Consider the following 25,998-nt stretch of genomic DNA (forward strand, 5'->3'; position numbering starts at 1 on the left):
CCTGCGGGCGTACGGGAACCGTGCTTACGGAAGCGGGTACGCGCTCAGCAGACAGGCGCGAAGGCCGGCGGACCACGCCGGGGAGCCGGGCTCAGCACCACGTCCTCGCGGCGCGGCCGCTCGCGGTCCGACACCGGCAGGGGCACCCGCAGCACCGGGCGCACCGGGGCGGGGAGCAGCAGGACGAGCAGCGCCCGCAGCGGGCGGGCCACCGACTGGCGCAGCGCGCGCAGCGCCCGGGCCAGGCCGGACAGCGCGGAGTCGCCCAGCCGCAGCCAGGCCGAGGCCGCCAGTGCGATCACCAGGTGCACGGCCAGCAGCAGCAGCTGGGTGGCGGCGGGCGCCAACTGCCCGGCGTGGCCCAGCGGGCCGCCCAGCAGCGAGCTGTCCACCGAACCGCCGCCGCAGACCAGCAGGTTCACCCCGCGCGCGGACACGTGCTCGGACAGGACCGGTCCACAGCCGGTCTGGCCCAGGTTGAAGGTGGTGTTGAGCAGCAGCTCGACCGGCACCATCACCCCGGTGATGTGCAGCAGCCGCCGCTCCCCGCCGGCCAGCACGGCCGCGACCAGGAACACGACGGCGCTCGCCGTGGCCACCAGCGACACCGGCAACGGGCGACCGGTGATGACCACCTGACCCAGCGCGGCCATCGGCACGGCGAGCGCGGTGAACACCGCGGCCCGCAGGGCCCTGGTCGCATGGGTGGAGGTCATCACGTCCCGGAGTATGCCATGCCCCTCACACCGGGCACGAGAGCGCGTACGGATACGGCGTTCGAGTGACGCCCCCTCAGGCCGGCCCGAGGTCGACAGCCGCCGCCACGCGACGAGGGCCTGGGTCCTTGTCCGGCCCGACAAAACCCAAGAGCCAGGCCCTACCCTGGAAAGCATCCCGGCGACCCCGACGAGGGGGTGCACAGCCATGGCGAGGCCCGAAACCACGGTCGGACAGGTACTGCTCGACCGCATCGAGGCCCAGGCGGTCGAGCTGGCCGGACTGGACGACGCCGTCCGGGCGGACGAACCCGACGCGGTCCACCGGATGCGGGTCGCCTGCCGGCGGCTGCGCAGCGCCCTGCAGACCTTCCGCGGCCTCCTCGCCCCCGGCGCCACCGACACCCTGGTCGCCGATCTGCGCTGGCTGGGCGCCGCGCTCGGCCGTGCCCGGGACCGCGAGGTGCTCGCCGAACGGCTGGCCGCCCGGGCCCGCGAGCTGCCCGCCGGCTGCGCACCGGAACGGGTCGCGGAAGCGCTGGAGCGGTGGGGCGAGGCCGAGTACCGCCGGGTGTGGCCCGAAGTGGTCGCCGCCCTCGACAGCCCCCGCCGCCGATCAATCGCCGCCGCCCTGACCGCCCTGGTCACCGACCCGCCGCTGCGCCCCCGGGCCGCCCGGGCAGCCGCCCCCGAGCTCTCCCGCACCGCCGCCCGCGAGCAGCGCCGCACGGCCGACCGCGTCCACACCGCACTGGCGGCGGGCCCGGAGGACCGCGACCGGGCCCTGCACGAGGCCCGCAAGGCCGCCAAGCGCGCCCGCTACGCCGGCGAGACCGCGGCCCCCGCGGTCGGCGCGGCGGCGGAGCGCTACGCGGAGCGGATGAAGGCCGTCCAGGAGGTGCTCGGCGAACACCAGGACGCGGTGGTCGCCGCCGCGGCCCTGGCCGACCGCGCGGCCACCGACGGCGAGCCCTTCGCCTACGGCGTGCTCTACGCGGGCCAGCTGGCGGCGGCCCAGGCGGCGCGCGAGCGGCTGGCGCAGGTGTGGGCGGGGGCGGAGAAGCGGAAGCTGGCGCGGTTCGGTTAGGGCGTGGTGGTCGACCGCTCGCGCTCACCCGAGGCCTCGGCACCACACCGGCGCGGGCGTGACGCTGCCGGTGGACGGCGGGATCGCCGCCATCCGACGGTTCGACGGGAGACCGGCCGCTACCGGGGGTGGAGCCCGGCCGAGAGGGCCGCCTCGCGGAGCAGCTCGCGGAGCATCGCGGGGGTGAGGCGGCCGGTGTTGGTGTTGCGCGGGCTCACGTGGTAGCAGCCGTAGAGCCGCAGGTCGGGGCCGCCGTCGCGAGCGGGGAGGGTGACCCGGGCGGCGTGGCCGAAGGCCGGGCGGGGGCGCGGGACCAGCCAGCCGGCGTCGGCGATCACCGGCAGCATCGCCTGCCAGGCGAAGCCGCCGAGGGCGACGACGGTCCGGACGGTGGGGCGCAGCAGCTGCATCTCGCGGGTGATCCAGGGGCGGCAGGTGTCGCGTTCGGCGGTGCTGGGCCTGTTGTCGGGCGGGGCGCAGCGGACCGGGTCGGTGATCCGGACGCCGTACAGTTCCAGGCCGTCGCCGTGGCGGACGGACTCGGGGCGGTTGGCGAGCCCGAGGTCGTAGAGGGCCGCGTAGAGGAGGTCGCCGGAGGGGTCGCCGGTGAAGATCCGGCCGGTGCGGTTGGCGCCGTGGGCGGCGGGGGCGAGGCCGACCAGGACGAGCGGGGCGTCGGGCGGGCCGAAGCCGGGGACGGGACGGGCCCAGTAGTCCCAGTCCTGGTAGGCGCGGCGCTTGGTGCGGGCGGTCTGCTCGCGCCATTCGACCAGCCGGGGGCAGGCTCGGCAGCCGGTGACGACGCGGTCCAGATCCGCGAGTCCGGTGGCGCGGGCGGCGGCCTCGGCGGGGTGGCGGGGGTGGCTTGGGTCGTCGGCGGGGACCAGCTGCATGGCCCCGATCCTAGGGCCGTCGGACCGTTCGTCCCGGCCTGCGTCGGGCAGGCGTAGCGTGGAATCAGTTGCTCCGGCGGCCCCCGGTCCGGTCCGGTCGGCGGTGGCCGGAGGCGTGGGTGTGCGCGGAGGCCGCGAGGAGGCCGCGATGATCGTCGATGCGGTGCTGGGGGCCCTCGGGGGGCTGGTCGGGCTGGGGGCGGTCTGGGCGGGGCTGAGCATCCGGGTGGTCCAGCAGTTCCAGAAGGGCGTGGTGTTCCGCTTCGGGCGGGTGCGCGAGGAGATCCGCCAGCCGGGGCTGGTCGCGCTGATGCCGATCGCGGACCGGCTGCGCCGGGTGAACGTGCAGATCGTGACGATGCCGATCCCGGCGCAGGAGGGCATCACCCGGGACAACGTGACCGTGCGGGTGGACGCGGTGGTCTACTTCCAGGTGCAGGACCCCGTGAAGGCGACGGTCAACGTCCAGGACTACAACTTCGCGATCTCCCAGGTCGCGCAGACCTCGCTGCGGTCGATCATCGGCAAGAGCGAGCTGGACGACCTGCTGGCCAACCGCGAACCGATCAACCAGGGGCTGGAGTTGATGATCGACAGTCCGGCGCTGGGCTGGGGCATCCAGATCGACCGGGTGGAGATCAAGGACGTCGCCCTGCCGGAGTCGATGAAGCGCTCGATCGCGCGCCAGGCGGAGGCCGAGCGGGAGCGGCGGGCGCGGATCATCACGGCGGACGGTGAGTACCAGGCCTCGGAGCGGCTGTCGGAGGCGGCGGCGGTGATGAGCGCGACCCCGGCGGCACTCCAACTGCGGCTGCTGCAGACCGTGGTGGAGGTGGCGGCGGAGAAGAACTCGACGCTGGTGCTGCCGTTCCCGGTGGAGCTGCTGCGCTTCCTGGACAGTGCGACGGAGTCCCAGCAGCGGGATCTGCTGGCGGCCGCCGCGGTCGCCGCCGGGGCGAAGTCCGCGGAGCAGGCGGTGGAGAGCGGGGAGGTGCCCGAGCCGGAGCTCGACCGCGAGCAGCCAAAGCGCGAACTCCCGCCGCTGGAGGAGCTGTTGTCCCATTCGCCACTGCAGGGCACGGACCTGGAGGGCGGGTCGGTGGAGGGGGACGGGAAAGCCGGCGTGGAGGAGCGCCCGGAGCCGGAGGCGACGCCCTGACGGGTGCCCGGTGGCGTGCGGCATCGGCCCGGACCACGATGGACGAGAGGAAGCAAGCCAGGTCAGGAGGCGGACCATGACCAAAGCCAGCGACATCATGCATCAGGGCGCGGAGTGCGTCCGCGAGCACGAGACGCTCGCCGCCGCCGCCCGGATCATGCGGGAACGGCACGTGGGCGCGCTGCCCATCTGCGGGGAGAACGACAAACTGGTGGGCATCGTGACCGACCGCGACATCGTGCTGCGCTGCGTCGCGGAGGGGCGGGATCCGGCCCAGGTGACGGCGGGCGACCTGGCGCTCGGGCGGCCGATGACGGTGGAGGCGGACGAGGACTGCGAGCAGGTGCTGCGGGTGATGGAGCAGTACCAGGTCCGCCGGCTGCCGGTGATCAACCACCCGGAGCACAAGCTGGTCGGCATGATCAGTGAGGCGGACATCGCGCGCGGGCTGCCGCAGGCGCGGCTCGCGGAGTTCGTGACGGCGGTGTGCGCGGAGGAGCCGCCCAAGAGGGAGGCGCTGCAGGGCTGATCCGGCCCGATGCCCTGGGGTGACCGGTCCCGCCCGCGGGACCGGTCACCCCAGTGCGTAGACGGTGGTGGCGCGGGCGGCGGGCTCCTCGGCGTCCTCGGCGGTGAGGGTGATGTCGAGGAAGGCGATCCGCCGCCCGAGCTTGGTGACCACGGCGTGGACCAGGACGTCCCGGCCGCTGACCGCGCGCTGGAAGCTGGTGGACTGCTGGACGGTGGTCATCGGCGCGAAGCCCCCGCGGGCCGCCGAGAGGGCGACCACGCAGGCGGTGTCGGCGGCGGCCATCAGCGCCTGGCCGGACAACCCGCCGCCCTCGCGGGCGAGTTGCTCGGACCAGGGCAGCCGCAGTACGGCGTGCCGCGCGCCGGTCTCCACGGTGGACAGGCCGAGTGCCTGTACCCAGGGAGCGAAGTCGTCGGCCAGGATCTTGTCCGCCTCGGCGGGGGTGAGGGTCATCCGGCCATTGTGCCAAGCGCGTTGGTGCGGTGTCAGGAAGTGGTCAGGGTGTCCAGGTGGCGGCGGAGCACCGCGCGCAGCTCGTCCGGGCCGACCAGGTCGGGGTGCTGGACGCCCTGCAGGGTGAGGCCGTCCAGCAGGGCGGAGAGGCGGCGGGTCTCGAGGTCGAGGTCGAGGCCGGGGAGCAGGGCGCCGGAACGCTCCATCTCGACCAGGACGCGCCGGACCAGCGCGTCCAGGCCGGCCTGCAGCTCGCCGGCGCGGGGCAGCAGTTCGGGCCGGGTGCGGGCGGCGGTGACGAAGGAGAGCCAGAGCGCGGACTCCTCCCGGCGCTCGGCGTCCAGCGGGAGGGTCTCGGCGAGCAGCCCGACGGTCTGTTCGCGCCGGTCGGTGCCGGGGCCGGGGTCCGGGTCGAGCAGGACGCGGGCGTGGGTGCGGATGCGGGCGTCGATCCGGCGGGCCAGCTCCTGCATCGCGAAGATCATCAGCTCGGAGCTGCCGGCGAAGTAGTGCCGTACCGAGCCGATGGCGAGTCCGGCCTCCTCGGCGACGTTGCGCAGCGAGGCGCGCTCCAGGCCCTCCCTGGCCGCGACGCGCAGGACGGCGTCCGCGACGGCCTGGCGGCGTTCCACGGGGTCGACGATCTTCGGCATGTTGCCGTTATAGCACGGACGAGCTAAATTCTGATTTAGCACGGTCGAGCTATAAAAATCCGGGGAGCAGGGATGAACAACTGGGTGCACGTGGCGCTGATCGCCGCCGTGGTGGTCGTGGTGGTGGTCCGGCGGCTGCGCGGCGAACCGCTGAACCCACGGGACCTGCTCGTGCCGCCGGTGGTGCTCACCGGCCTGGGCCTGTGGGCGCTCTCGCAGCACCGCGGCCTCGGCGCGGGCGACTACGTCTGGATCGGGGCGGGAGCCGTGCTCGGCACCGCGTTCGGGGTGGCCCGCGGCGCCACCATCCGGGTCTACGAGCGCGAGGGGGTGCTGTGGCAGCGCTACACCGGCTGGACGTTCCTGGCGGCGGCGATCTCGCTGGCCCTGATGGCGGGTTTCGCGATGCTCGCCGAGCACCATGGCCTGGCGTCGGACGCCCGCCCGGTCCAGCTGTCGATCGGCGTCGGCTTCCTGGGGGAGGCCCTGGTGGTGGGCTACCGCGCGCTCACCTCCGGGACTCCCTTCGCGCCCGAGAGCCGGGACTCGAACTCACCCTTCGGGGGGCGGGACCTGGGCTCCCTGTTCCGTGGGCTGGGTCGCGGCTCGGACCGGGGCTCGGAGCGGGACTCGGACCGATTCGACCGCCGGTAACAATGGTTGTCGAAGTCCGAGTTGGTAACTGCAGTTGTCGCCATGACGACCGTGGAGATCACCGATGAGGAGCACAGGGAGCTGGCCAAGGCCCTCCTCGAAGCGCTCAACCCCCTCGCCGCCGCCGTGCGCTCCCGCGCGACCGGGCTGCCCGAGGAACGGATGTGGGACGCGGAGCCGGTCGAGGTCGCCCTCTCCGTGCTGTCCGCCTGGAAGCTGGTGGACGCCGAGGTCAAGCGGCTCACCGCGACCGCGGCCGCCACCGCCGGCTCCTACGGCGCCAGCTACGAACAACTGGGCGCGGCCTGGGGGATCACCCGACAGGGCGCCCGGAAGAAGTGGCCGGAGGCCGTCAGCCGCCCGGCGGCCCGGCCGGACTCGCTCGAACTGTTCGGTGGAACCGCCGAGTTGGTCCGGGACGAGGACTCGGGCGGCTGGCTCTGGACGGCCACGGGTGCCGACGGGGAGAGCGGCCGGGCGGTGGTCGGGCACCTGAGCCGGGAGGAGGCCGCGGCGCACGCCGGGGCGTTCCTCGCCGGGCACGGGTAGTCAGTCGGTCGGCCGGGCGGCGGTCCGCAGCTCACGGGCGATCAGTTCTGCCAGGTGCAGCGCCCTTCGGCCGTCCGCGAGTTGGGCGATCTGGGTGCGGCAGCTGAAGCCGTCCGCCAGCAGCACGGTGTCGGGCCCGGCCGCCCGGACCTCGGGCAGCAGGATCCGCTCGGCGATCGCCTCGGACACCTCGAAGTGGCCCCGCTCGAAGCCGAAGTTGCCCGCCAACCCGCAGCAGCCGGAGTCCAACACCCGGTTCTGCAGGCCAAGTCGGGCCTCGACCCGGCGGTCGGCCGCGCTGCCGAGCACCGAGTGCTGGTGGCAGTGGGTCTGGGTGACGGCCTCCCGCCGGATCCGGGGGAGCGGGGCGTCCGGGGCGAGCTCGTCGATGAACTCGGCGAAGGTGCGGGTCCGTTCGGAGAGCGGGCGGCCGTCGGCGCCGAGCAGTCGGGGCAGGTCCTCGCGCAGGGTGGCGGTGCAGCTGGGGTCCAGGCCGATCACGGGGGTGTCGGCCGGGAGCCCGGCGGCCGCCAGCGTGCCCAGGCTGCGCCGCAACACCCGGCGGGCGGTGCCGAGTTGGCCGGTGGAGTACCAGGTGAGGCCGCAGCACACCGGCCCGTCGGGCAGCCGAGGGTCAAAGCCCAGGTGCTCGAGCACCTCGACGGCCGAGCGCAGCACGTCCGGCTGGAGGTGGTTGGAGAAGGTGTCCGGCCAGAGCAGCACCGGGCGCGCGTCCACCGGGGCGGGGTGGGCTGCGCGGTGCCGCCGGTACCAGCGGGTGAAGGTCTCGGGTGGGAAGACCGGCAGCACCCGGCGCCGGTCGATCCCGCCGAGCCGCTTGAGCAGGGCGCCGGCCGGGGAGCGGACCAGCGTGTTGGCCGCCCCCGGCGCGAGCGCGACCGCCCGCAGCCAGAGCGGCAGCCAGCCCATCGAGTAGTGGGCGAGCGGGCGCGGCCGGTGCCGGTAGTGCTGGTACAGGAACTCGGTCTTGTAGGTCGCCATGTCGACGTGCACCGGGCAGTCGCTCGCGCAGCCCTTGCAGCTCAGGCAGAGGTCCAGCGCCTCCCGCACCTCCGCCGAGCGCCAGCCGTCCGGGATCGCCTCCCCGGTCCGGCGGCCGGAATCCGCCGTCAGCCCGCGCAGCATCTCGGCGAGCAGCCGGGCCCGGCCTCGGGTGGAGTGCCGCTCCTCGCTGGTGGCCATGTAGCTCGGGCACATCACCCCGGTGGTCGGGTCCACGCACTTGGCGACGCCCACGCAGCGGTGCACCGCCTTGACCAGGCTCCCGCCGTCCCGCTCGTACGGCAGGGCCAGCGGCAGCGGTCGGCGCGGGGCGGTGACGAAGCGCAGGTCGGCGTCGAGCGGGCGCGGGTCCACCAGGGCGCCCGGGTTGAGCAGGTTCTCCGGGTCCCAGATCCGCTTGAACTCGCCGAACAGGCCGATGACTTCGGTCGGGTACATGCGCGGCAGCAGTTCGGCCCGGGCCTGCCCGTCACCGTGCTCGCCGGAGAGCGAACCGCCGTAGGAGACCGCCAGATCGGCGGCCTGCTCGAGGAACTCCCGGAAGACCAGCACCCCGTGGGGCTCGTCCAGCGGGAAGTCGATCCGCAGGTGCACGCAGCCGTCGCCGAAGTGCCCGTACGGGACGCCGCGCAGGCCGTGCCGGCGCAGCAGGGCGCGCAGGTCCCGCAGGTAGTCGCCGAGCCGCTCGGGCGGGACGGCGGAGTCCTCCCAGCCGGGCCAGGCCTCGCCGCCGCCGGGCAGCCGGGTGACGATCCCGGCGCCGGCCTCCCGGACGGCCCACAGCTGGCGCTGCTCGACCGGGTCGGTGACCAGGGCGACGGTGGCCGAGCGCTCCCGGCGCACCGCGTCGGCCAGTCGGCGGGCGGCCTGGTAGGCCTCCAGCGCCGTGGTGCCGCCGGCCTCCAGGAACAGCCAGCACTCGCCCGCGGGCAGCCGGTCCAGCGCGGGCGGGCGCGGGCCGGCCGCCAGCAGTGCGGCGATCAGGTCGGCCGCCATGCCCTCCGCGGTCAGCGGACCGTACGGCAGCAGCGCCGGGACGGCGTCCGCGGCGGCGCCCTCGTCGGGGTAACCGGCCACCACCAGGGCGCGCACCGGCGGATCCTCGACCAGCCGGACGGTGGCGCCCAGCAGCAGCGCGCAGGTGCCCTCGGTGCCGGTGAGCGCCCGGGCCAGGTGGTGGCCGTGCTCGGGCAGCAGCGCGTCCAGCGGGTAGCCGGAGGTGCGGCGCGGCAACCGGGGCATGCCCTGCCGGATGACGGCGAGGTTGCGGTCGGTGAACTCCTGGAGCCGGGTGTGGAGTTGGCCGAGCGGGCCGGGCAGCTCGCGCAGCGCCGCGCGCTCGGCGGCGGTCAGCCGCCCGCCCACGGTCAGCTCGGTGCCGTCCGCGAGCAGCAGCTCCAGCCGTTCCACGTTGTCGGCGGTGCGCCCCCAGGCGAGCGAGTGGGAGCCGCAGGAGTCGTTGCCGATCATGCCGCCGATCGTGCAGCGGCTGTGGGTGGACGGGTCCGGGCCGAAGCGCAGCCCGTACGGCTTGGCGGCGCGCTGGAGGTCGTCCAGCACGGTGCCGGGCTGGACGCGCGCGGTGCGGGCCTGCGGATCGATCTCCAGCACCGAGCCGAGGTGGCGGCGGAAGTCCAGCACCACCGCGCCCGGGCCGATCGCCTGCCCGCCGATGCTCGTCCCGGCCCCGCGCGCCACCACCGGCACCCGGTACCGGCGGCACAGCGCCAGCGCGGTGCGCACGTCGTCCAGGTCGGCGGGCTTGACCACACCGAGCGGCAAGTGCCGGTAGTTGGAGGCGTCGTGGCCGTAGACGGTGCGCTCGGCGGCGCCGAAGCGGACCTCCCCGCGCAGCACGGCGGCCAGCTCACGGGCCAGCTCGGCCCCGGGGTCGGCGGACGGACGGCTCACCAGGGACCTCCCGGGCGGGTGCGGCAGCGGCTCCGCCGATGATCGCAGCCGGGGCGCCGCATGGGTACCGGGCACGACGGGGCTTCCGCCGACGGGGTGTCCTGTGACACCCTCGGCACTCATGATCAACGATCCCGCGGACCCGGCCGGCCCCGACGCCTACCTCGCCCGGCTGCCGATCGGCGAGCCGCTGCCCGTCCCGGCGGACGGCGCGCCGTCCTGGGAGATCTTCCCGTACGAGGGCGAGCTGACCGTCCGGCGGCTGCGCGAGCCGGAACTGCCCGAGCCGCCCCGCCAGGGCGAGGACGGTCCGGAGAGCTGCCAGCAGTGCGCCCGCCCGGACTCCGACTTCCTGTGGACCGACGAGCACTGGCGCCTGAGCGGCACCGACCAGCCGACCGGCCTGCCCGCCGCCCTGCTGCTCCAGCCGCGCGCCCACCACGACCTGCTGGACCTGCCGATCGAGCTGTCCGCACAGCTCGGCCCGATGCTCCAGCGGGTCGAGCGGACCGTGCTGTCGCTGGGCGGTATCGGCCGGGTCCACGTGAACCGCTGGGGCGACGGCGCCGCTCACCTGCACCTGTGGCTGATCGCCCGGCCCGAGGGCCTGACGCAGCTGCGCGGCTCCACCCTGCCGCTGTGGATGGACGTGCTGCCGCCGCTGCCCGCCGAGGTGTGGGCCGAGCGTGCCCGGCGGATCGCCGCCGCGATGGCCGCGGACGGCGGCACCGCGCACGCCTGAGAAGCGGCTACTTGCGCCCGGTGAGGGTGCCGCGGGCGATGTGGGAGAGCTTGGCGACCTCGAAGGCCGGGTAGGCGCCGCCGGCCAGCAGGGAGAACTTGATCCCCTCGCGGCCGCCCGGCCTGCGGTGGCCGGGCGGCATGAAGCGGCGGTGGTGCTCGGCGGCCCGGTGGAAGAACTGCGGCCGCTCGGCCCGGGAGACGCAGCCGGCGAGGTCGAAGACGAACAGGTAGTGCCGGATCATCCGGACGAACAGGGCGTCGCGCACCGCGTAGAGGTGGGGCTGGTCCTCCAGCAGGGCGAAGCTGCGCTCGTACTGCTCGAACAGGTCGAAGACGCTGCTGCCCGGGCCGCCGGCCGGGTGGACGGTCTCCCGGCGGCGCAGCTGGACGCACTCGCGCGCCAGCACGGCGGCCTTCCGGGCGCCCAGCAGTGCGGCGTGCACGACCGGGATCTCCTCGTACCGGCCGACGGGGAAGGCGAGCTCGAGCTCCTCCCAGTGGCCGCGGCGGATGAGCCGGTCCCAGACCAGCGGCGGGGCGCCGAACAGCTCCGGGTGGTCGAAGGGGGCGAACGCCTCCGGGCCGACCTCGGCGAGCAGCGCCTCGGCGCCGCCCGGCCAGTCCCGGTCGTTGTGGTGGCGGGAGTGGCCGAACAGCAGGACGTCCACCGGGCCGGTCTGCTCGAGCCGGTCGGCGAGCGCCTGGAGGGCGTCCCGGGGCAGCAGGTGGTCGGCGTCGAGGAACAGCAGGTAGTCGCCGGAGGCCCGCGCCGCACCCGCGTTCCGGCTCACCCCGACCCCGACCGCCGCGTTCAGGTGCAGCACCGACACCTGCGGGTGCCGGGCCGCGAACGCGTCGGCGAGCCCGCCCGCGGTCTCGGGGGAGCGGTCGGCGACCACGATCACCTCGACGTTCGCCAGGGACTGGGCGAGCAGCGAGTCCAGGCAGTCGGCGAGTTGTCCGTGCTGGTCGTAGGCGGGGAGCACGACGCTGATCAGGGGTGAGGGCATGACGCCGGAGCGTAAGAGGGCGCGCGAACCGTGGCAAAGTGCTGACGGCGTGTAACTCAGGGCAAGGGCGGCAAATCGTACGAGCGTGCGCCATATCTTCACGTCACCTGCTGGGCGTGCACACGTCGACCGAAAACGCCGCGAGGCCCGCGACGCGGAGTGCGTCGCGGGCCTGGGGCGTGTACGGAGTGAAGGCCGGGCCGGCTTAGTACCAGTGGTGGGCCTGCCAGAACGACCAGGCGTCGCAGGGGCTGCCGTAGCGGCTGTTCATGTAGTTCAGGCCCCACTTGATCTGGGTGGCCGGGTTGGTGCGCCAGTCGGCGCCGGCCGAGGCCATCTTGGTGCCGGGCAGGGCCTGGACCAGGCCGTAGGCGCCGGAGGAGGCGTTCACGGCCAGCGGGTTCCAGCTGCTCTCGCGGTACACGATGTTGCTGAAGCACTGCAGCTGGCCGGCCGGCACGATCTGCGCGGCGATCTGCTGCGGGGTGCCGGAGTAGCTGTTGAGGTCCTGGCGCTGCTGGGAGCGGGAGGCGGCGGCGTCGGCCTGGGCCTTGGCGTCCGCCTGGGCCTTCGCCTCGGCCTCGGCCTGCGCCTGGGCGGCGGCCTGGGCCTGCGCCTGGGCGGCGGCGTCCGCCTGGGCCTTCGCCTGGGCGTCGGCGTCCGCCTGGGCCTTCGCCTGGGCGTCCTGCGCGGCCTTGGCGTCCTGGGCGGCCTTCTCGGCAGCGGCAGCGGTGCCGGCCTGGCCCTGGTCGCCGACCGGCTTGCCGTCCACCGAGACGGCGGCCGCCGGGGCGGCGGCCTCGGTGGTGCCCCCGACCTGCGGGATGGCGAGCGCGGCGGTGGCGGCACCGGAGACCACGAGGGTGGCGATGCCGGTGATCAGGGAGTTGCGGCGGGCATGGCTGAGCTGCATGGAGCGGGCGATCCTTTTCCGTCGGGGCCGTGCCGGGGGCACTGGGCGGGCATCGCGTGGGCTCCGGGTGAGCGGGGCCCGCGCGGCCGTCCGGGACGGCCGTGGCGCCCCGGCGGCGAGGCGGGGCGGGCGGGCTGCACACGGCGGACGGGGCCGGCCGGTGCTGCCTGGCGACGGGCCATTCTTGGCAGGACCGAGGACGGGTGGCAAAGGCCTTCGCTACTACGCCAGGTAGTGGCTGCGGGGAGGGCGCGGCCGGGCGCGGAGGGTGGTTTGGGTGATTTGCCCGAATTGTCCATCCGGGGGTCGCGGGCGGGCGACGACGACGGAACCTGAGGGCGTGAGGGCGGGTGGCCTGGGTTCTTCAGGCCGGGCGCGGCGACGGCGGGCGCGGTCCGGATGCGGCCGGGGCGGTGGGAAGGGTGCCCGGCGCAGGCAACCCACTATCCGGGGTCGTAGCTGTGAAACCCCTTGTGGGCGGGCTCACACGTTTGCGGGGCCGTGTTCGGCGCAGCGTGACTGATCCAGCACGCCCGGGGCCCGGGCAAGGAGTGGCCGATCGGCGCACTCCATGTGGCGCGAAAATCGCTGCCGGGATTCGCTGATACCGCACCGCCTGGACACTGCACGTGGCAGAAGGTCACCCGATTGTGACGAGAGGCGGGAGCGATCGAGCGCAAGGACGGCGCCGACGGCATCGGGTCCGTCCCGTCCTCCGCCCCGAGTCACCAGCTAGGAGATCCTCAATGAAAGCCACCCTGCGCCTGGGCAGCCTCGCCGGCTCCCTCGCTCTGGGCCTGGGCCTCGCCCTGGTCCCCGTCGTCCAGGCCAACGCGGCCTCGACCTTTGTCGCCTGCGGGGACATCGCGGGTCTGCGGCACGCGATCAACGTTCAACGCCGCCGGTAGCGGTGACATCGCGCTGCAGTCGGGCTGCACCTACACGGTGGTCAACACGGACAACGCCGACAATGCGATGCCCGTGATCACCGGCAACATCCGGATCGGCTCGTTCAGTGCCACGATCGCGCGCTCCACCGCTGTCGGGACGCCGTTGTTCCGGCTGTTCTCCGTGGCGACGGGCGGCAGCCTCACCCTGGACCAGGTGAACCTGACCGGCGGAAACCTCGACAACGGTGATGTCGGCGGCGCCGTCGACAACAACGGCTCGCTCACCGTTGCCCAGGCGACCCTCTCCGGGAACGCGGCGAAGTTCGGTGGGGCCATCGCCAACGAGCCCGGTGCCACGACCAACCTGGACGTCGTCACTGTTACCGGCAACACCGCCACCGTCAGCGGCGGTGCCCTCGTCAACGTCGGGACGCTGAACGTCAGCTCCTCGACCGTGCAGGGCAACGCGGCCGCCCAGGACGGTGGCGGTGTTCTGAATGTGAACGGCCAGACGAACCTCGTCAGCAGCCGGGTCACCGGCAACTCCGCGGGGACCTCGGGCGGTGGTGTCTTCGTCAGTGGCGGCCACGTGTCCGACATCGGCAGCACCGTCACCGGCAACACCCCGAACAACTGCGCCCCCGCCGGCTCCGTGCCCGGCTGCACCGGCTGAGCGGCCCAGGAGCGTCCCCGAACGGCAAACCGGGCCCGGGAACCTCCGCAACGGTTCCCGGGCCCGGCGTTCAAGCGCGGCGCGGACGGATCAGGACTCCGTCGCCGCTGCCGCCACCGCCGCCCGCCGCCGTCGGCTCACCACGGCCGAGGCGCCGAGCACGATCGCCGCGGCGACCAGCGACAGGTACATCTGCTTGCGTCCGTCGGCGTCGGTGAACATGTACGCCACGACGAAGCCGATCATGCCGATGGCGACCCACGTCAGGTAGGGGTACAGCCACATCCGGACGGTGTGCCGCTCCGGCATCTCGCGCTCGATGATCTTGCGCATCCGCAGCTGGGTGATGCAGATCACCAGCCAGACGAACAGCGCGACGGCCCCGGAGGAGTTCAGCAGGAAGGCGAACACGGTCTTCGGCGAGGTGTAGTTGAAGAAGACGGCGACGAAGCCGAACACCACCGAGGAGAGGATGGCCACCAGCGGCACGCCACGCGAGGTCACGGTCGCGAAGGCCTTCGGGGCGTCGCCGCGCTGGCCGAGCGAGAAGGCCATCCGGGAGGCGGTGTACATCCCGGAGTTGAGGCAGGAGAGCACGGCCGTCAGCACGATCACGTCCATCACCTGGCCGGCGTGCGGGATGTTCAGCTGGTCCAGCACCGCCACGTACGGGCTGTCCTTGACCGCGGCGGAGTCCCAGGGCAGGAGGGTCACCACGAGCAGGATCGAGCCCAGGTAGAAGATCCCGATCCGCCAGATCACGCTGTTGGTGGCCTTGCTGACCGCCTTCTCCGGGTCCTCCGACTCGCCGGCCGCGAGGGTGACGATCTCGCTGCCCATGAAGGCGAAGACGACCGTGAGCATGCCCGTGAACACCGCGCCCACGCCGTGCGGCAGGAAGCCGCCGTGGCCGGTCAGGTTGGTGAGGCCGACGGCGTGGGTGTTCGGCAGGACGCCGAAGACCGCGAGCGCGCCGATCACCAGGAACCCGGCGATCGCGACCACCTTGATGCCGGCGAACCAGAACTCGAACTCGCCGTAGGAGGCGACCGAGAACAGGTTGGTGGCGGTCAGCACGGCCATGACTATCAGTGCCCAGCCCCACTGCGGCACGCCCGGGACCCAGCTGTTGAGGATCTTGGCGCCGGCCGTGGCCTCGACCGCCAGCACCACGACCCAGAAGAACCAGTACAGCCAGCCGATGGTGAAGCCGGCCCAGCGGCCCAGCGCGCGGTCCGCGTAGGCCGAGAAGGAGCCGCTCTGCGGGTCGGCCGCGGCCATCTCGCCGAGCATCCGCATCACCAGCACCACCAGCGCGCCGGCCAGGGTGTAGGAGAGCAGGATGCCGGGGCCGGTGGACGCGATGCCCGCGCCGGAGCCGACGAACAGGCCGGCGCCGATCACGCCGCCGATGGCGATCATCGACAGGTGGCGGTTCTTGAGCCCGGCCTTCAGGTGGCCGTCGCCACCGTGTCCGACCGGGCCGAGCTGGTCGGGGACCTGGGTGGTGTCCGCCGCCTGCTTGGTGGTGTCCGCACTCATGGAGTGTGTCCTCATGCCTTTCCAGCGCGGCATGACCCTCGGCTCGTCGCGCCGCAGGGTGGGGGACAGATCCGCGCATTGCGGTGCAACCTAACTTCTACGCACGAGTATCGGAACAATCCTTTGATAACTGTTCGCTTACCGAACGCAAAAGGCCAGGTCAGGGCAGGTATGGGGGTGGCATGGAAAGCTCAAATCTGATGCATCGTCAGAGGTTCGGCGGCGAGTCGGGCACCCCTCTCCGGCCCGTGGGCGGCGCGGTGTGGCCGATCGCGGCGAACCCGGGCACAGTGGGAGTCTCGGGGCACTTCCGACGTTCTCGGAGCCACTCCATGCAGACGACCTGGAAGGGGACGATCAGCTTCGGCCTGGTCAGCATCCCCGTCCACCTCTACTCCGCGACCCAGGAGCACGACGTCCCGCTGCACCAGGTGCATGCCAAGGACGGCGGGCGGGTGCGGATGAAGCGGTACTGCGAACGGGAGGAGAAGGAGGTCCCGTACGCCGAGATCGCCAAGGGCTACGAGTCACCCGACGGCCGGACGGTCACGCTCAGCGACGAGGACCTCGCCGACCTGCCGCTGCCCAGCAAGAAGATCATCGACGTGCTGGCCTTCGTGGACGAGACCGAGATCGACCCGCTGATGTTCTCCAAGGCCTACTACGTGGGCGTCGCCGACAAGGCGGCCGCCAAGCCGTACGCCCTGCTGCGCGACGCCCTGGTGGAGTCCGGGCAGATCGCCGTCACCAAGATCGCGCTGCGCACCCGGGAGTCGCCCGCGGTGCTGCGGGTGCACGACGGCACGCTGGTGCTGCAGACGTGCATCTGGCCCGATGAGGTCCGTCCGGCGGCCGGGATCGCGCCCGAGGAGGACGTCACGGTGCGGCCGCAGGAGCTCAAGATGGCGCGGTCGCTGATGGACACCCTCTCCGAGGACTTCGACCTCTCCCAGCTGCACGACGACTACCAGCAGGCGCTCCAGCAGGTGATCACCGCCCGGTTGGAGGGCGTCGAGATCCCGCACGAGGAGGAGGCCGGTGAGGCGCCGGACAACGTGATCGACCTGATGGAGGCGCTGCGCAGCAGCCTCAAGCAAGCCAAGGGCGGGCGGGCGCCGGCCGGTGGGCGGGGGACGGCGGAGGAGCCGGAGGAGTCGGAGGAGGAGAAGCCGGCGTCCCGCAAGCGCGCTGCGCCGAAGAAGACGTCGGCCGCGAAGACGTCGGCCGCGAAGACGTCGGCCAAGAAGACCGCGGCCAAGAAGACCGCGTCCGCCAACAAGACCTCCGCGGCGAAGAAGACCACCACCCGCAAGTCCGCGGCTCCGCGCAAGGCCTCCTGACCGACCGCGCGGGCCGGGCGTTCCGTCCCGTCCAGCATTGGAGGCGATCCCGATGGACCTGCTCAGCTACAAGGAAGCCGAAACCGGTCCCGACGCCCCGAAGAACCCGAGCCTCGGGCACCGGGCCTGGCGCTGGCTGCTCAGCCTCAGCCCGACCGTGGTGACGTTCATGGTCGCGCTCTCGATCGGCCTGTGCATGATCGCCGTCCAGACGGCCTGGGACCCGATGATCGGGCTGATGGCCTTCTTCTGGTTCCTGACCTTCATCGCCCTGGTCGGCGTCGTGGCCCGCTGGGCGACGCCCGGCCGGGGCAGGCACCGGATGGCGGCCTCCTGACCCGGCCTGACTACGACGGTCATCCGGGAGGGCTCAGCCGATCCACACCGTGGTGACGTTGCAGAACTCCCGGATGCCGTGCCCGGACAGCTCCCGCCCGAAGCCCGAGCGCTTGACGCCGCCGAAGGGCAGCGCCGGGTGGGAGGCGGTCATCCCGTTGAAGAACACCCCGCCGGCCTGGATGTCGCGGACGAAGCGCTCCTGCTCGTCCTGGTCGGTGGTCCAGACGTTGGAGCTGAGCCCGAACGGGGTGTCGTTGGCGAGCGCCACCGCCTCGTCCAGGTCGGCGACCCGGTAGACGGTGGCGACCGGGCCGAAGGTCTCCTCCTGGTGGATCCGCATCGCCGGGGTGACGCCGGTCAGCACGGTCGGCTCGTAGAACCAGCCGGTGTCCCAGCCCATCGGGCGCTCGCCGCCGCACTCGACCCGGGCGCCGTGGGTGCGGGCGTCCTCGACCAGCTCCTCCAGGTCGTCCCGGCCCTGGCGGCTGGCCAGCGGTCCGACATCGGTGGCCTCGTCCATCGGGTCGCCGATCCGCAGCGAGCTCATCGCCTCGGTGAAGGCGGCGGTGAAGCGGTCGTAGACGTCGGTGTGCACGATGAAGCGCTTGGCGGCGATGCAGGACTGGCCGTTGTTCTGCACCCGGGCCCGTACCGCCGTGCCCACCGCGGACTCCAGGTCGGCGCTGGGCATGACCACGTACGGGTCGCTGCCGCCCAGCTCCAGCACCGCCTTCTTCACCTCGTCGGCCGCGGCGGCGGCCACCGCCCGCCCGGCCGGCTCGCTGCCGGTGAGGGTGACGGCGGCGACCCGGCGGTCCCGGATCACGCCCTCGACCGCGTCCGAGCCGATCAGCAGGGTCTGGAAGCAGCCCTCCGGGAAGCCGGCCCGCTGGAACAGCTCCTCGATCGCCAGCGCCGTGCGCGGCACGTTGGAGGCGTGCTTCAGCAGGCCCACGTTGCCCGCCATCAGGGCCGGCGCGGCGAATCGGATCACCTGCCAGAACGGGAAGTTCCACGGCATCACGGCGAGCACCGGGCCGAGCGGGCGGTAGCGGACGTACGCCCGGGCGGCCCCGCTGTCGGCCACGTCGGCCGGGGCCGGGTGCTCGTCGGCGAGCAGGGCCTCGGCGTTGTCGGCGTACCAGCGCATCGCCTTGGCGCACTTGGCGGCCTCGGCCCGGGAGGCGGCGATCGGCTTGCCCATCTCCTCGGTCATCGTGCGGGCGAGTGCCTCCTGCTCCTGGTCCAGCAGGTCGGCCGCGCGGTGCATCAGTTCGGCGCGGCCGGTGAAGGAGGTGCCGCGGTAGCGGTGGAAGGCGGCCTCGGCGCGGGCCAGTCGCCGCTCGATCCCGGCCGCGTCGAGCGGTTCGAAGGTCTGGATGATCTCGCCGGTCGCGGGGTTGACGCTGGCGATGGGCATGCGGGGCTCCCAGAGGGTTCAAGAGTCGGGTGCGTCTGCCCTCACACCCTCCCCGACACCCCGCCCCCGGGCACGCCACCGCCGCCCGGCGTGTCCCGCCGGGCAGCGGCGTCCGCCGTTCCGGGGGCTATTCGGGCAGCGACTCCACTCGCGCCGCCGCCTCCCGGGCCCGGGCTCCGGCCCTGGTCCGCGCGGCGGTCACCTGCCGGTTGGGGAAGCGGTGCAGGTACTCGGCCTCCAGCTCCCCGGTGCGCAGCGTGTGCCGCTTCAGCGCCTCCTCCGAGCCGTACAGGAAGGTCTCGTGGCGGGTGCGGTGCAGCTGCTCCAGCTCGTGCAGCAGGGTGTCGTTGCCCAGAGCGTGCGGGGAGATGCCCGCGGGCCGGATGTGCGGGTCGTTGACGTGCCGCATCTCGGTACCTCCTCGGCGGAAGCCCCCTTCTACCCGGTGCCCGGTGCCCGGCGCCGGTACACCCGTTCGAGCGGACGGCAGTGCACAAGAGAAGTTGTGAAAGAAGTGTCGTACAAGAGTTCTTGCGGATATTCTCCCGTCATGGACGACACCACGGGCCGCACGCCCGAACTCGCCGAACAGCCGCGTGGCGCCCGGGAGATCCAGGACTCCCGGGTGCTCGCCGCCCTCACCCACCCGCTGCGCCGCCGGCTGATCGACCTGCTCAAGGTCGACGGCCCGGCCACCGTCGGGAAGCTGGCCGAGCGCACCGAGCAGGCGGTCGGCAACGTCAGCCACCACCTGAAGGTGCTGGCCGAGAGCGGGCTGATCGAGGAGGCGCCCGAACTCGCCCGGGACCGCCGGGAGCGCTGGTGGCGGCTGGCCGACCGCGAACTCAGCTGGACCAGGGCCGACTTCGACGGGGACCCGGTCACCGAGGCCGTCGCGGACGCGGCCGGATCGATCCTGCTGGAGCGCCAGGTCGAGCTGGTCCGGGAATGGTCCGTACGGCGCGGCGGGTACGGGCCCGACTGGCGGGACGGCTGCTCGGTGGCCACCCAGGCCTGGCTGCGGCTCACCCCGGACGAGGCCCGGGAGCTGGCCGCGGACCTGCACGAGGTGATCCAGAAGTGGGCCCTTCGACCGGTGCCCGAGGACGGGCGGGAGCGCGAGACCGTCCTCGCCTTCGCCCACAGCGTCCCGGCCAAGCCGTGACCGCCACCCTTGCCCCGCCGTCCGATGACCCCCAAGTCCGCTCCCGCTGGGGCCTGTTCGCCCAGCGCGACTTCCGGCTGCTGTGGGCGGGGCAGACCGTCAGCCGGCTGGGCAGCAGCGTCACCACCGTCGCGCTGCCGCTGGTCGCGGTGCTCACCCTGGACGCCGGGCCGCTCGCGACCGGCTTGCTGAGCGCTGCGATCTGGCTGCCGTGGCTGCTGCTCGGGCTGCCGGCCGGGGTGTGGGTCGGCCGGGTGCCCCGGCGGTCCGTGATGATCGGCTGCAACCTCGGCTCCGCCGCGCTGTTCGCCAGCGTGCCGGTGGCGGGCCGGCTCGGCGTGCTCACCATGGCGCAGCTGGTGGCCGTGGCCTTCCTCAGCGGCGTCTGCTCGGTGTTCTTCGGCGCCGCCGACCAGGCCTACCTGCCCGAGCTGGTGGCGCGGGAGGACCTGATCGAGGGCAACGCCAAGCTGACCGGCAGCGGCTCGGCGGCCGAGGTCGCCGGGCGCGGACTGGCCGGCCTGATCGTCCAACTCATGGGCGCGGCCGCCGGGTTGCTCGTCGACGTGGTGAGCTTCCTGATCGCGGCCGGCACCCTGCTGCGGATCCGCACCCGACCGGAGCCGGTGGTCCGGGAGCAGGCGGGCAGCATGCGCGGGCAGGTCCGGGAGGGGCTGTCCTTCCTGCTGCGCGACCCGTACCTGCGCCCCTTCCTGTGCTTCGGCGCCGCCGCCAACTTCGCCCTCATGGGGTACCAGTCGATCCTGGCGCTGTTCCTGGTCCGGGCGGCGGGGATCGCCCCCGGCTGGGTCGGCGCCCTCGCCTCCGCCGCCGCGGTCGGCGGCGTGCTCGGCTCGCTGGCGGCCCGCCCGCTGTGCCGCCGGCTCGGGACGGCGCGCGGGACGCGGATCGTGCTGCTCACCGTCACCCCGTTCGGGCTGCTGATGCCGCTGGCCGGGCCCGGCCTCGGGGCGGCGCTGTACGTGGTCGGGTCGCTCGCCGTGGTCGCGGTGGTGGTGCTCTGCAACATCGTGCTCGGCTCCTTCCGGCAGACCTACACCCCGCCCGAACTGCTCACCCGGGTGACGGCCGGCTCGATGTTCGTCGTCCAGGCCACCATCCCGCTCGGCGCGCTGACCGGCGGTGCACTGGGCGAGGTGATCGGTCTGCGGGCGACGATGTGGGTGATGACCGGCCTGCTCGCGCTGGCCGGGGCACTGCCGCTCCTCTCGCCGCTGCGCACCCTCCGGGAGCTGCCCACGGCGCCCCCAGAGAACGGAAAGATCATAGGATGAATCATTCCGGACCTTCAGGTTCAGTCCCCAACAGCTCGGACAGATCGCACATGCCGCTTCCCAAGGCCGAACTCCACCTGCACATCGAAGGCACCCTCGAACCCGAGCTGGCCTTCGCCCTCGCCGCCCGCAACTCCGTCGCGCTGCCGTACGCCGACACCGAGCAGCTGCGGAAGGCGTACTCCTTCAGCGACCTCCAGTCCTTCCTGGACCTCTACTACGCGCTGATGGCCGTGCTGCGCACCGAGCAGGACTTCGCCGACCTCGCCGACGCCTACCTGGCCCGGGCCGCCGAGCAGGGCGTCCGGCACGCGGAGATCTTCTTCGACCCGCAGGCGCACACCGCCCGCGGAGTGCCGCTCGGCACCGTGGTGGACGGGCTGACGCGGGCGCTGTCGCGCAGCGAGGAGCGGTACGGCATCAGCACCCAGCTGATCATGTGCTTCCTGCGCGACGAGTCGGCCGACTCCGCGCTGGAGACCTTCGAGGCCGCCCGCCCCCACTTCGACCGGATCGCGGGCATCGGCCTGGACTCGGCCGAGGTCGGCAACCGGCCGGCGAAGTTCCGCGAGGTCTACCGCCGGGCCGCCGAGGCCGGGCTGCGCCGGGTCGCCCACGCGGGCGAGGAGGGCCCCGCCTCGTACATCACCGAGGCGCTGGACGTCCTGGGCGTCGAGCGGATCGACCACGGGCTGCGCTGCCTGGAGGACGGCGAACTCGTGGCCCGCCTGGTCCGCGAGCAGATCCCGCTCACCCTCTGCCCGCTCTCCAACGTCCGCCTGCGTTGCGTCGACACCCTCGCCGACCACCCGCTGCGGGAGATGCTGGACGCCGGCCTGCTGGTCACCGTCAACTCCGACGACCCGGCCTACTTCGGCGGCTACGTCGAGGACAATTTCCGCGCCGTCCGCCAGGCCCTGGCCCTCGACCAGGAGACCCTGCGCCGGCTGGCCGCCAACTCCTTCCGCGCCTCCTTCATCGACGACCGCCGCCGCGCCGAACTCCTCGCCGAGGTCGAGCAGTTCACCTTCGAGCCGGCCGAGGGCTGAGCGAGGGCCGACCGAGGGCTGAGCGGCCGGCACGGGCGCGGTGGTGGTTCGCCGCCGCGCCCGGCGGCGGTTCAGTCCAGTGGTGACGGCCCGCCGCGGGCGTAGTGCAGCAGGGTGACGCCGTTGGTGAAGCGGTGGGTGTCGGTCAGGGTGAGCGGAACCGAGTGGTCGATGGGGCGGAAGAGCAGGGTGCCGCGGCCGAGGACGACGGGGTGGACGTAGATCCGGAACTCGTCGATCAGGTCCAGGGCGAGGAAGGACTCGGCCAGTTCGGCGCCGCTGAGCGAGAGGTCACCGCCGGGGCCGGCGGTGAGGGCGGCGACCGTCTCGGGGGTGACCTCGCGGACGATGGTGGTGTTCCAGTCGGCGTGGTCGAGGGTGCGGGAGAAGACGGTCTTCGGCATCGCGCGCCAGATGCCCGCGAACTCCGCCATCGGGCCGTCGGCGGCCGGGTCCTGGTCGGCGGTGGGCCAGAACGAGGCCATCAGCTCGTGGGTGCGCCGGCCGGAGACGAAACCACCCATCCGGGCGAGTTCGCGGTTGAAGTGGGTGTGCACCTCGTCGTCGACCTGGTGCCAGCTCAGGTCGTGGTCCGGGCCCTCGAAGTAGCCGTCCAGGGACACGTTGACGAAGAGGACGATCCTGCGTCGCATGACGACCTCGCGGGGAGGAGGGTCCGCCGTCCGCTCCCGGGCCGGGAGCGGACGGCGGACGGGGATCAGATCAGGGTGCTCCAGTAGTACCAGAACCGGTTGAGCACCAGCAGCGCGATCACCGCGTACCACAGCGCCGGGACGACCCAGTGGTAGCGCGCGGCCTCCCGCACGACCACCCGGGCCCGCGGGCCCACCGGGATGACGCCGGAGCGCAGGTTGTGCAGGGTGGTGTACCAGAACAGCGGGATCATCGCGGCCCACACCACCATGCAGTACGGGCAGAGCGCGCCGATCCGGTACAGCGTCTGGTACATCAGCCAGGTCACGAAGCCGATCCCGAAGACCGTCCCGGCCTGCAGCCCGAGCCAGAACCAGCGCCGGTACGCCGCGCCGGCGAGCAGACCGGCGCCGATCGCGATCACCACCCCGAAGGCGACCAGGCCGATCAGCGAGTTGGGGAAGCCGAAGGCCTCCGCCTGGGCGCTGCGCATGATCGAACCGCAGCTGATGATCGGATTGATGTTGCAGCTGGGGACGTACGACGGGTCCTTCAGCAGGCGGATCTTGTCCAGGGTGAGGACCGTCGAGGCGAACAGGCCGACCGCGCCGCCGATCAGCAGCAGCCAGGCGAACGGACGGCCGGCGCCGAAGGTCCGATCTTCGGTCTGCCGGGCGGGGGCGGTGGTCGTCACCCGGTCACCTGCTTGACCAGCGCGGTGAACTCGTCGGGCGAGGCGGCCTTGCCGTTGGTGAGGACGTCCAGCTTCTTGCCGTCGAGCTTGACGGTCGGGGTGCCGGTGACGTCGCTCTTGTTGAACTCGTCGTTCACCTTGGCCGCCCACGGCGCGTAGGTGCCCTCCTGGACGGCCTTGACGAAGCCGTCCGTCTTCAGCCCGGGCACCTGGCCGGCCAGGTCCAGGATGTGGTTGACGTCGCCGAAGGCGTCGCTGCGCTCGTCGGGCTGGTTGGCGTACAGCACGTCGTGGAACGCCCTGAACTTGTCCACGCCCTCGTTCAGCGCGGCGCCGGCGGCGGCCAGTGCGGTGCGCGAGCCCTTGCCGCCGAGGTTCTTGTCCAGGAACGTCGCCAGGTGGTACTCGATCTTGTAGGTGCCGTCGTCGGCCAGCTGCTGGATGGTCTTGCCGGTGGTGGTCTCCAGCTGCTCGCAGAACGGGCAGCGGAAGTCCTCGTAGACCTCCAGGGTGTGCGGGGCGTCGGCCTTGCCGTAGGTGATCACGGTGCCGTCGGTGCCGCCCGCGTTGGCGGGGACGACCAGCGGGCCGTTCGCGGCGGTGTCGGCGGAGGAACCGGAGGAGCCGCCGACGGCGAAGGCCACACCGGCGGCGAGGGCCAGCACGGTGCCGGAGGCGGCGGCGACCACCACCCGGCGGCGGATCCGGTCGGAGCGCTCGGCCTGGGCACGGGCGGTGCGCATGCGCTCGGTGGCGTTGGGCTTCTGGTCGGTCTTGCGGGTGTTGCTCATGGGGTGTCGTCCTGTGCTCTCGGCGTGCGGAAGGGCGGCGCGACCTGCGTCAGGGTCTGCGCGGCGGGAGGGAGACGACCGCTGAGGGCGGGGCTCGGAGCGAACGGCTCGGAGCGAGGGGCTCGGAGCGGAGGGCTCGGAGCGAGGGGCTCGGAGCGAGGGGCTCGGAGCGAGGAGCTCGGAGCGAGGGGCTCGGAGGGCCCGGGCTCAGACGGCCAGGGCGAACACCGGCGGACCGCGCCGGACGGCCGGGCGGACGACCACGTCCTCGGCCGGGACCAGCGCGCGGCTGGCGCTGGGGAAGGGCACCCGGGCCACCGGACGGGCCGGGACGGGCGCGGTGAGCAGCCGCAGCCAGCGGGCGGCGGCCGGCAGGTGCCGGTGCAGGAACTCGCCCAGCATCCGGACGGCGCGCACCAGGCCGGCCAGCGCGGCGTCCGCCCGGCGCAGCCAGAACGCGCCGGCCAGCGCGATCACCGTGTGCAGCAGCAGGAGCAGCAGGACGCCGACCTGCTGGGACACGCCGTGGCCGAGCAGGAACCCGCCGAGCGAGCCGCCGCCGCACAGCAGCGGCTGGAAGCCGTGCCCGGCACCCGGCGGCAAGGTCGGGCAGGAGCGCTGCGCGAGGTCGAACAGTGCGCTGACGCCCAGCTCCAGCGGCAGGAACGCCGCCGCGATCACCGGATAGCCGCGTTCGCGGCCGGCCAGGGCGAAGGCGAGGGCGAAGACCGGGACCGCGGCCAGGCCCATCGTGCCGAGCGGCAGGGACCGGCTGGTGACCAGGACCTGAGCGAGCCCGGCGAGCAGCACGACCAGCGCGGCGAAGACCGCCGCGCGGAGCGTCCTGGTGACCGGGCCGATGTCCATGGCACCCGAGTCTGCCACAGTCGAAAGCGGAACGGCCTCGCGGACGGGAGGCCGTGAACAGCCTCACCACCCGCGCTGAGCTGGGCTTATGTGCCTTTTACGGGTGCTCGTGGTCGGGGCTCGGGTGGCCGTCGGCGGCACTCACCCGGGCCTCCACCAGCTCCCGGAAGTGCTCCAGGTCCCCGCGCACCGCCCGCTCGATCACCCCGGCCTGGGCGAAGCCACGCGGCCCGCCGAACTCCCGGTGCACCGCCTCCGGGTCGTACTCCACCCGGATCTGCAGCCGGGTGTGCCCGGGGTCGAGCGCCAGCAGCGCGAAAGCGCCGCGCAGGTGGACGGAGTCCACGGTCCGCCAGGCCATCACCCGGCCCCGACCGCGGTCGGTGATCTCGGTGTCCACCGACCGCTCGGCCCCGCCGACCCGCACCCCGAGGTGGGCGAGGTTCCGGCCGTGCGGGTGGGCGCTGCGGACGCCGTCGACGAACTGCGGGTACTCGTGCACCCGGTGGAGCTGCTGCCAGGCGGCGAGGACGGGGGCGGCGATGTCGATCTGTTCCTCAAGGGTTGTCATGGCGGGGCCTCCTCCGGAACCAGCCTGCGCTTTCCCCGGCGGGGAGGCAAAGGGGGTGGGGGGTTCTGTGGGGGGTGGGGGGCTCTCGGGAGGGTGGGTGGCCGGGGCGGTTCCGGGGGTGGCCGCTCCGGGGGCTGGATGATTTTCCGACTGCCGACTCTGTGGGTGGGGTGTTGGGCGCCGTTGGCAGTCTGAAAATCACCCGCAACGCCCCTCTCCGGGCCACCCCCTCCACCGCCCCTCCCGCAGCGCGTCCCTCTCGCCTGGGGGAGTTGTGTGTGGGGGGAGGAGGTGGGTGTGGGCGCGTGGGGCGTTGCCCGCGTGGCCATGAGGGGTGAGTTGTGGGGGAGGTGGGGTGTGGGCGCCCGCGTGGCCATGAGGGGTGAGTTGTGGGGGAGGTGGGGTGTGGGC

28 protein-coding genes are annotated in these 25,998 nt (G+C 73.2%); 13 read left to right on the forward strand and 15 right to left on the reverse strand.

Features of this window, described 5'->3' with window-relative positions; genetic code table 11:
- Positions 1-44: 44 nt before the first annotated feature.
- Positions 45-716, reverse strand: coding sequence for a hypothetical protein (locus O1G21_RS32915; protein ID WP_270148807.1), 672 nt, complete (start codon positions 714-716; stop codon positions 45-47).
- 208 nt (positions 717-924) lie between these two features.
- On the opposite strand from O1G21_RS32915, the gene O1G21_RS32920 reads away from it, so the two are divergent.
- Positions 925-1,803: a CHAD domain-containing protein gene (locus tag O1G21_RS32920; protein ID WP_270148808.1), complete on the forward strand. Its 879-nt coding sequence runs from the start codon at positions 925-927 to the stop codon at positions 1,801-1,803.
- A gap of 119 nt (positions 1,804-1,922) precedes the next feature.
- On the opposite strand, the gene O1G21_RS32925 is transcribed toward O1G21_RS32920, so the two are convergent.
- Positions 1,923-2,696, reverse strand: a complete 774-nt coding sequence (locus O1G21_RS32925) for a uracil-DNA glycosylase (RefSeq protein ID WP_270148809.1) — start codon at positions 2,694-2,696, stop codon at positions 1,923-1,925.
- Between the two features lie 148 nt (positions 2,697-2,844).
- On the opposite strand from O1G21_RS32925, the gene O1G21_RS32930 reads away from it, so the two are divergent.
- Together O1G21_RS32930 and O1G21_RS32935 are read left to right on the forward strand one after the other, a co-directional pair.
- Positions 2,845-3,855: a slipin family protein gene (locus tag O1G21_RS32930; protein ID WP_270148812.1), complete on the forward strand. Its 1,011-nt coding sequence runs from the start codon at positions 2,845-2,847 to the stop codon at positions 3,853-3,855.
- 76 nt (positions 3,856-3,931) lie between these two features.
- Positions 3,932-4,384 carry a CBS domain-containing protein gene (locus O1G21_RS32935; RefSeq protein ID WP_270148814.1) on the forward strand — a complete coding sequence of 151 codons (453 nt, stop codon included), beginning with the start codon at positions 3,932-3,934 and terminating at the stop codon, positions 4,382-4,384.
- Between the two features lie 45 nt (positions 4,385-4,429).
- Here the strand turns inward: O1G21_RS32935 and O1G21_RS32940 are convergent, their stop codons facing one another.
- Together O1G21_RS32940 and O1G21_RS32945 are read right to left on the reverse strand one after the other, a co-directional pair.
- Positions 4,430-4,840 (reverse strand): PaaI family thioesterase, encoded by a 411-nt coding sequence (locus O1G21_RS32940; protein ID WP_270148816.1) that lies wholly within the window; start codon positions 4,838-4,840, stop codon positions 4,430-4,432.
- 32 nt (positions 4,841-4,872) lie between these two features.
- The gene (locus O1G21_RS32945; protein WP_270148818.1) at positions 4,873-5,493 is read right to left on the reverse strand and encodes a TetR/AcrR family transcriptional regulator; all 621 of its coding nucleotides are present in this window, start codon (positions 5,491-5,493) and stop codon (positions 4,873-4,875) included.
- Positions 5,494-5,565: 72 nt separating this feature from the next.
- Here O1G21_RS32945 and O1G21_RS32950 point away from each other — a divergent pair, with 72 nt between their 5' ends.
- Positions 5,566-6,147, forward strand: a complete 582-nt coding sequence (locus O1G21_RS32950) for a DUF1453 domain-containing protein (RefSeq protein WP_270148820.1) — start codon at positions 5,566-5,568, stop codon at positions 6,145-6,147.
- Positions 6,148-6,189: 42 nt separating this feature from the next.
- The gene (locus tag O1G21_RS32955) at positions 6,190-6,696 is read left to right on the forward strand and encodes a hypothetical protein (protein ID WP_270148822.1); all 507 of its coding nucleotides are present in this window, start codon (positions 6,190-6,192) and stop codon (positions 6,694-6,696) included.
- Here the strand turns inward: O1G21_RS32955 and O1G21_RS32960 are convergent, their stop codons facing one another.
- Positions 6,697-9,630, reverse strand: a complete 2,934-nt coding sequence (locus O1G21_RS32960; RefSeq protein ID WP_270148823.1) for an FAD-binding and (Fe-S)-binding domain-containing protein — start codon at positions 9,628-9,630, stop codon at positions 6,697-6,699.
- A gap of 121 nt (positions 9,631-9,751) precedes the next feature.
- Between O1G21_RS32960 and O1G21_RS32965 the strand changes: the two genes are divergently transcribed.
- Positions 9,752-10,372, forward strand: coding sequence for a hypothetical protein (locus tag O1G21_RS32965; RefSeq protein WP_270148825.1), 621 nt, complete (start codon positions 9,752-9,754; stop codon positions 10,370-10,372).
- 7 nt (positions 10,373-10,379) lie between these two features.
- Here O1G21_RS32965 and O1G21_RS32970 read toward each other — a convergent pair whose 3' ends face one another.
- On the reverse strand, positions 10,380-11,384 hold the full coding sequence (locus tag O1G21_RS32970; RefSeq protein WP_270148827.1) for a glycosyltransferase family 2 protein: 1,005 nt from the start codon (positions 11,382-11,384) through the stop codon (positions 10,380-10,382).
- A gap of 205 nt (positions 11,385-11,589) precedes the next feature.
- Complete coding sequence (locus O1G21_RS32975; RefSeq protein WP_270148829.1) at positions 11,590-12,297, reverse strand: aggregation-promoting factor C-terminal-like domain-containing protein; 708 nt, start codon at positions 12,295-12,297, stop codon at positions 11,590-11,592.
- 746 nt (positions 12,298-13,043) lie between these two features.
- Between O1G21_RS32975 and O1G21_RS32980 the strand changes: the two genes are divergently transcribed.
- Positions 13,044-13,205: a hypothetical protein gene (locus O1G21_RS32980; RefSeq protein ID WP_270148831.1), complete on the forward strand. Its 162-nt coding sequence runs from the start codon at positions 13,044-13,046 to the stop codon at positions 13,203-13,205.
- Positions 13,206-13,242: 37 nt separating this feature from the next.
- Positions 13,243-13,860, forward strand: coding sequence for a hypothetical protein (locus tag O1G21_RS32985; RefSeq protein ID WP_270148832.1), 618 nt, complete (start codon positions 13,243-13,245; stop codon positions 13,858-13,860).
- A gap of 90 nt (positions 13,861-13,950) precedes the next feature.
- On the opposite strand, the gene O1G21_RS32990 is transcribed toward O1G21_RS32985, so the two are convergent.
- Complete coding sequence (locus O1G21_RS32990) at positions 13,951-15,402, reverse strand: amino acid permease (protein ID WP_405000745.1); 1,452 nt, start codon at positions 15,400-15,402, stop codon at positions 13,951-13,953.
- 332 nt (positions 15,403-15,734) lie between these two features.
- Between O1G21_RS32990 and ku the strand changes: the two genes are divergently transcribed.
- Together ku and O1G21_RS33000 are read left to right on the forward strand one after the other, a co-directional pair.
- Entirely contained in the window at positions 15,735-16,742 is a 1,008-nt protein-coding gene (ku, locus tag O1G21_RS32995) for a non-homologous end joining protein Ku (protein ID WP_270148834.1), read from the forward strand.
- 52 nt (positions 16,743-16,794) lie between these two features.
- Positions 16,795-17,079, forward strand: a complete 285-nt coding sequence (locus O1G21_RS33000; RefSeq protein WP_270148836.1) for a hypothetical protein — start codon at positions 16,795-16,797, stop codon at positions 17,077-17,079.
- Between the two features lie 33 nt (positions 17,080-17,112).
- Here O1G21_RS33000 and O1G21_RS33005 read toward each other — a convergent pair whose 3' ends face one another.
- Both O1G21_RS33005 and O1G21_RS33010 read right to left on the reverse strand, forming a co-directional pair.
- A complete protein-coding gene (locus O1G21_RS33005; protein WP_270148838.1) occupies positions 17,113-18,501 on the reverse strand; it encodes an NADP-dependent succinic semialdehyde dehydrogenase in 1,389 nt (462 codons plus the stop codon).
- Positions 18,502-18,628: 127 nt separating this feature from the next.
- The gene (locus O1G21_RS33010; RefSeq protein WP_270148840.1) at positions 18,629-18,910 is read right to left on the reverse strand and encodes a DUF6158 family protein; all 282 of its coding nucleotides are present in this window, start codon (positions 18,908-18,910) and stop codon (positions 18,629-18,631) included.
- 141 nt (positions 18,911-19,051) lie between these two features.
- On the opposite strand from O1G21_RS33010, the gene O1G21_RS33015 reads away from it, so the two are divergent.
- From O1G21_RS33015 to O1G21_RS33025, 3 genes are read left to right on the forward strand one after another with little or no spacing between them, the layout of a single operon-like run.
- Positions 19,052-19,666 (forward strand): ArsR/SmtB family transcription factor, encoded by a 615-nt coding sequence (locus O1G21_RS33015; RefSeq protein WP_270148842.1) that lies wholly within the window; start codon positions 19,052-19,054, stop codon positions 19,664-19,666.
- The gene (locus O1G21_RS33020) at positions 19,663-20,961 is read left to right on the forward strand and encodes an MFS transporter (protein WP_270148844.1); all 1,299 of its coding nucleotides are present in this window, start codon (positions 19,663-19,665) and stop codon (positions 20,959-20,961) included. The genes O1G21_RS33015 and O1G21_RS33020 overlap by 4 nt, the downstream gene beginning before the upstream one ends.
- 50 nt (positions 20,962-21,011) lie before the next feature.
- On the forward strand, positions 21,012-22,010 hold the full coding sequence (locus O1G21_RS33025; protein ID WP_270148846.1) for an adenosine deaminase: 999 nt from the start codon (positions 21,012-21,014) through the stop codon (positions 22,008-22,010).
- 71 nt (positions 22,011-22,081) lie between these two features.
- On the opposite strand, the gene O1G21_RS33030 is transcribed toward O1G21_RS33025, so the two are convergent.
- From O1G21_RS33030 to O1G21_RS33050, 5 genes are all read right to left on the reverse strand, one after another.
- Positions 22,082-22,663: a dihydrofolate reductase family protein gene (locus O1G21_RS33030; RefSeq protein ID WP_270148847.1), complete on the reverse strand. Its 582-nt coding sequence runs from the start codon at positions 22,661-22,663 to the stop codon at positions 22,082-22,084.
- A gap of 65 nt (positions 22,664-22,728) precedes the next feature.
- On the reverse strand, positions 22,729-23,358 hold the full coding sequence (locus O1G21_RS33035; protein WP_270148848.1) for a vitamin K epoxide reductase family protein: 630 nt from the start codon (positions 23,356-23,358) through the stop codon (positions 22,729-22,731).
- The gene (locus O1G21_RS33040; protein ID WP_270148849.1) at positions 23,355-24,149 is read right to left on the reverse strand and encodes a DsbA family protein; all 795 of its coding nucleotides are present in this window, start codon (positions 24,147-24,149) and stop codon (positions 23,355-23,357) included. Before O1G21_RS33040 ends, O1G21_RS33035 begins: the two co-directional genes overlap by 4 nt.
- A 207-nt stretch (positions 24,150-24,356) precedes the next feature.
- Positions 24,357-25,016 (reverse strand): hypothetical protein, encoded by a 660-nt coding sequence (locus O1G21_RS33045; RefSeq protein ID WP_270148850.1) that lies wholly within the window; start codon positions 25,014-25,016, stop codon positions 24,357-24,359.
- Between the two features lie 97 nt (positions 25,017-25,113).
- The gene (locus O1G21_RS33050) at positions 25,114-25,587 is read right to left on the reverse strand and encodes an SRPBCC family protein (RefSeq protein ID WP_270148851.1); all 474 of its coding nucleotides are present in this window, start codon (positions 25,585-25,587) and stop codon (positions 25,114-25,116) included.
- Between the last annotated feature and the right edge of the window lie 411 nt (positions 25,588-25,998).

Origin of the sequence: Kitasatospora cathayae, from assembly GCF_027627435.1 — a bacterium.
Classification (GTDB): domain Bacteria; phylum Actinomycetota; class Actinomycetes; order Streptomycetales; family Streptomycetaceae; genus Kitasatospora; species Kitasatospora cathayae.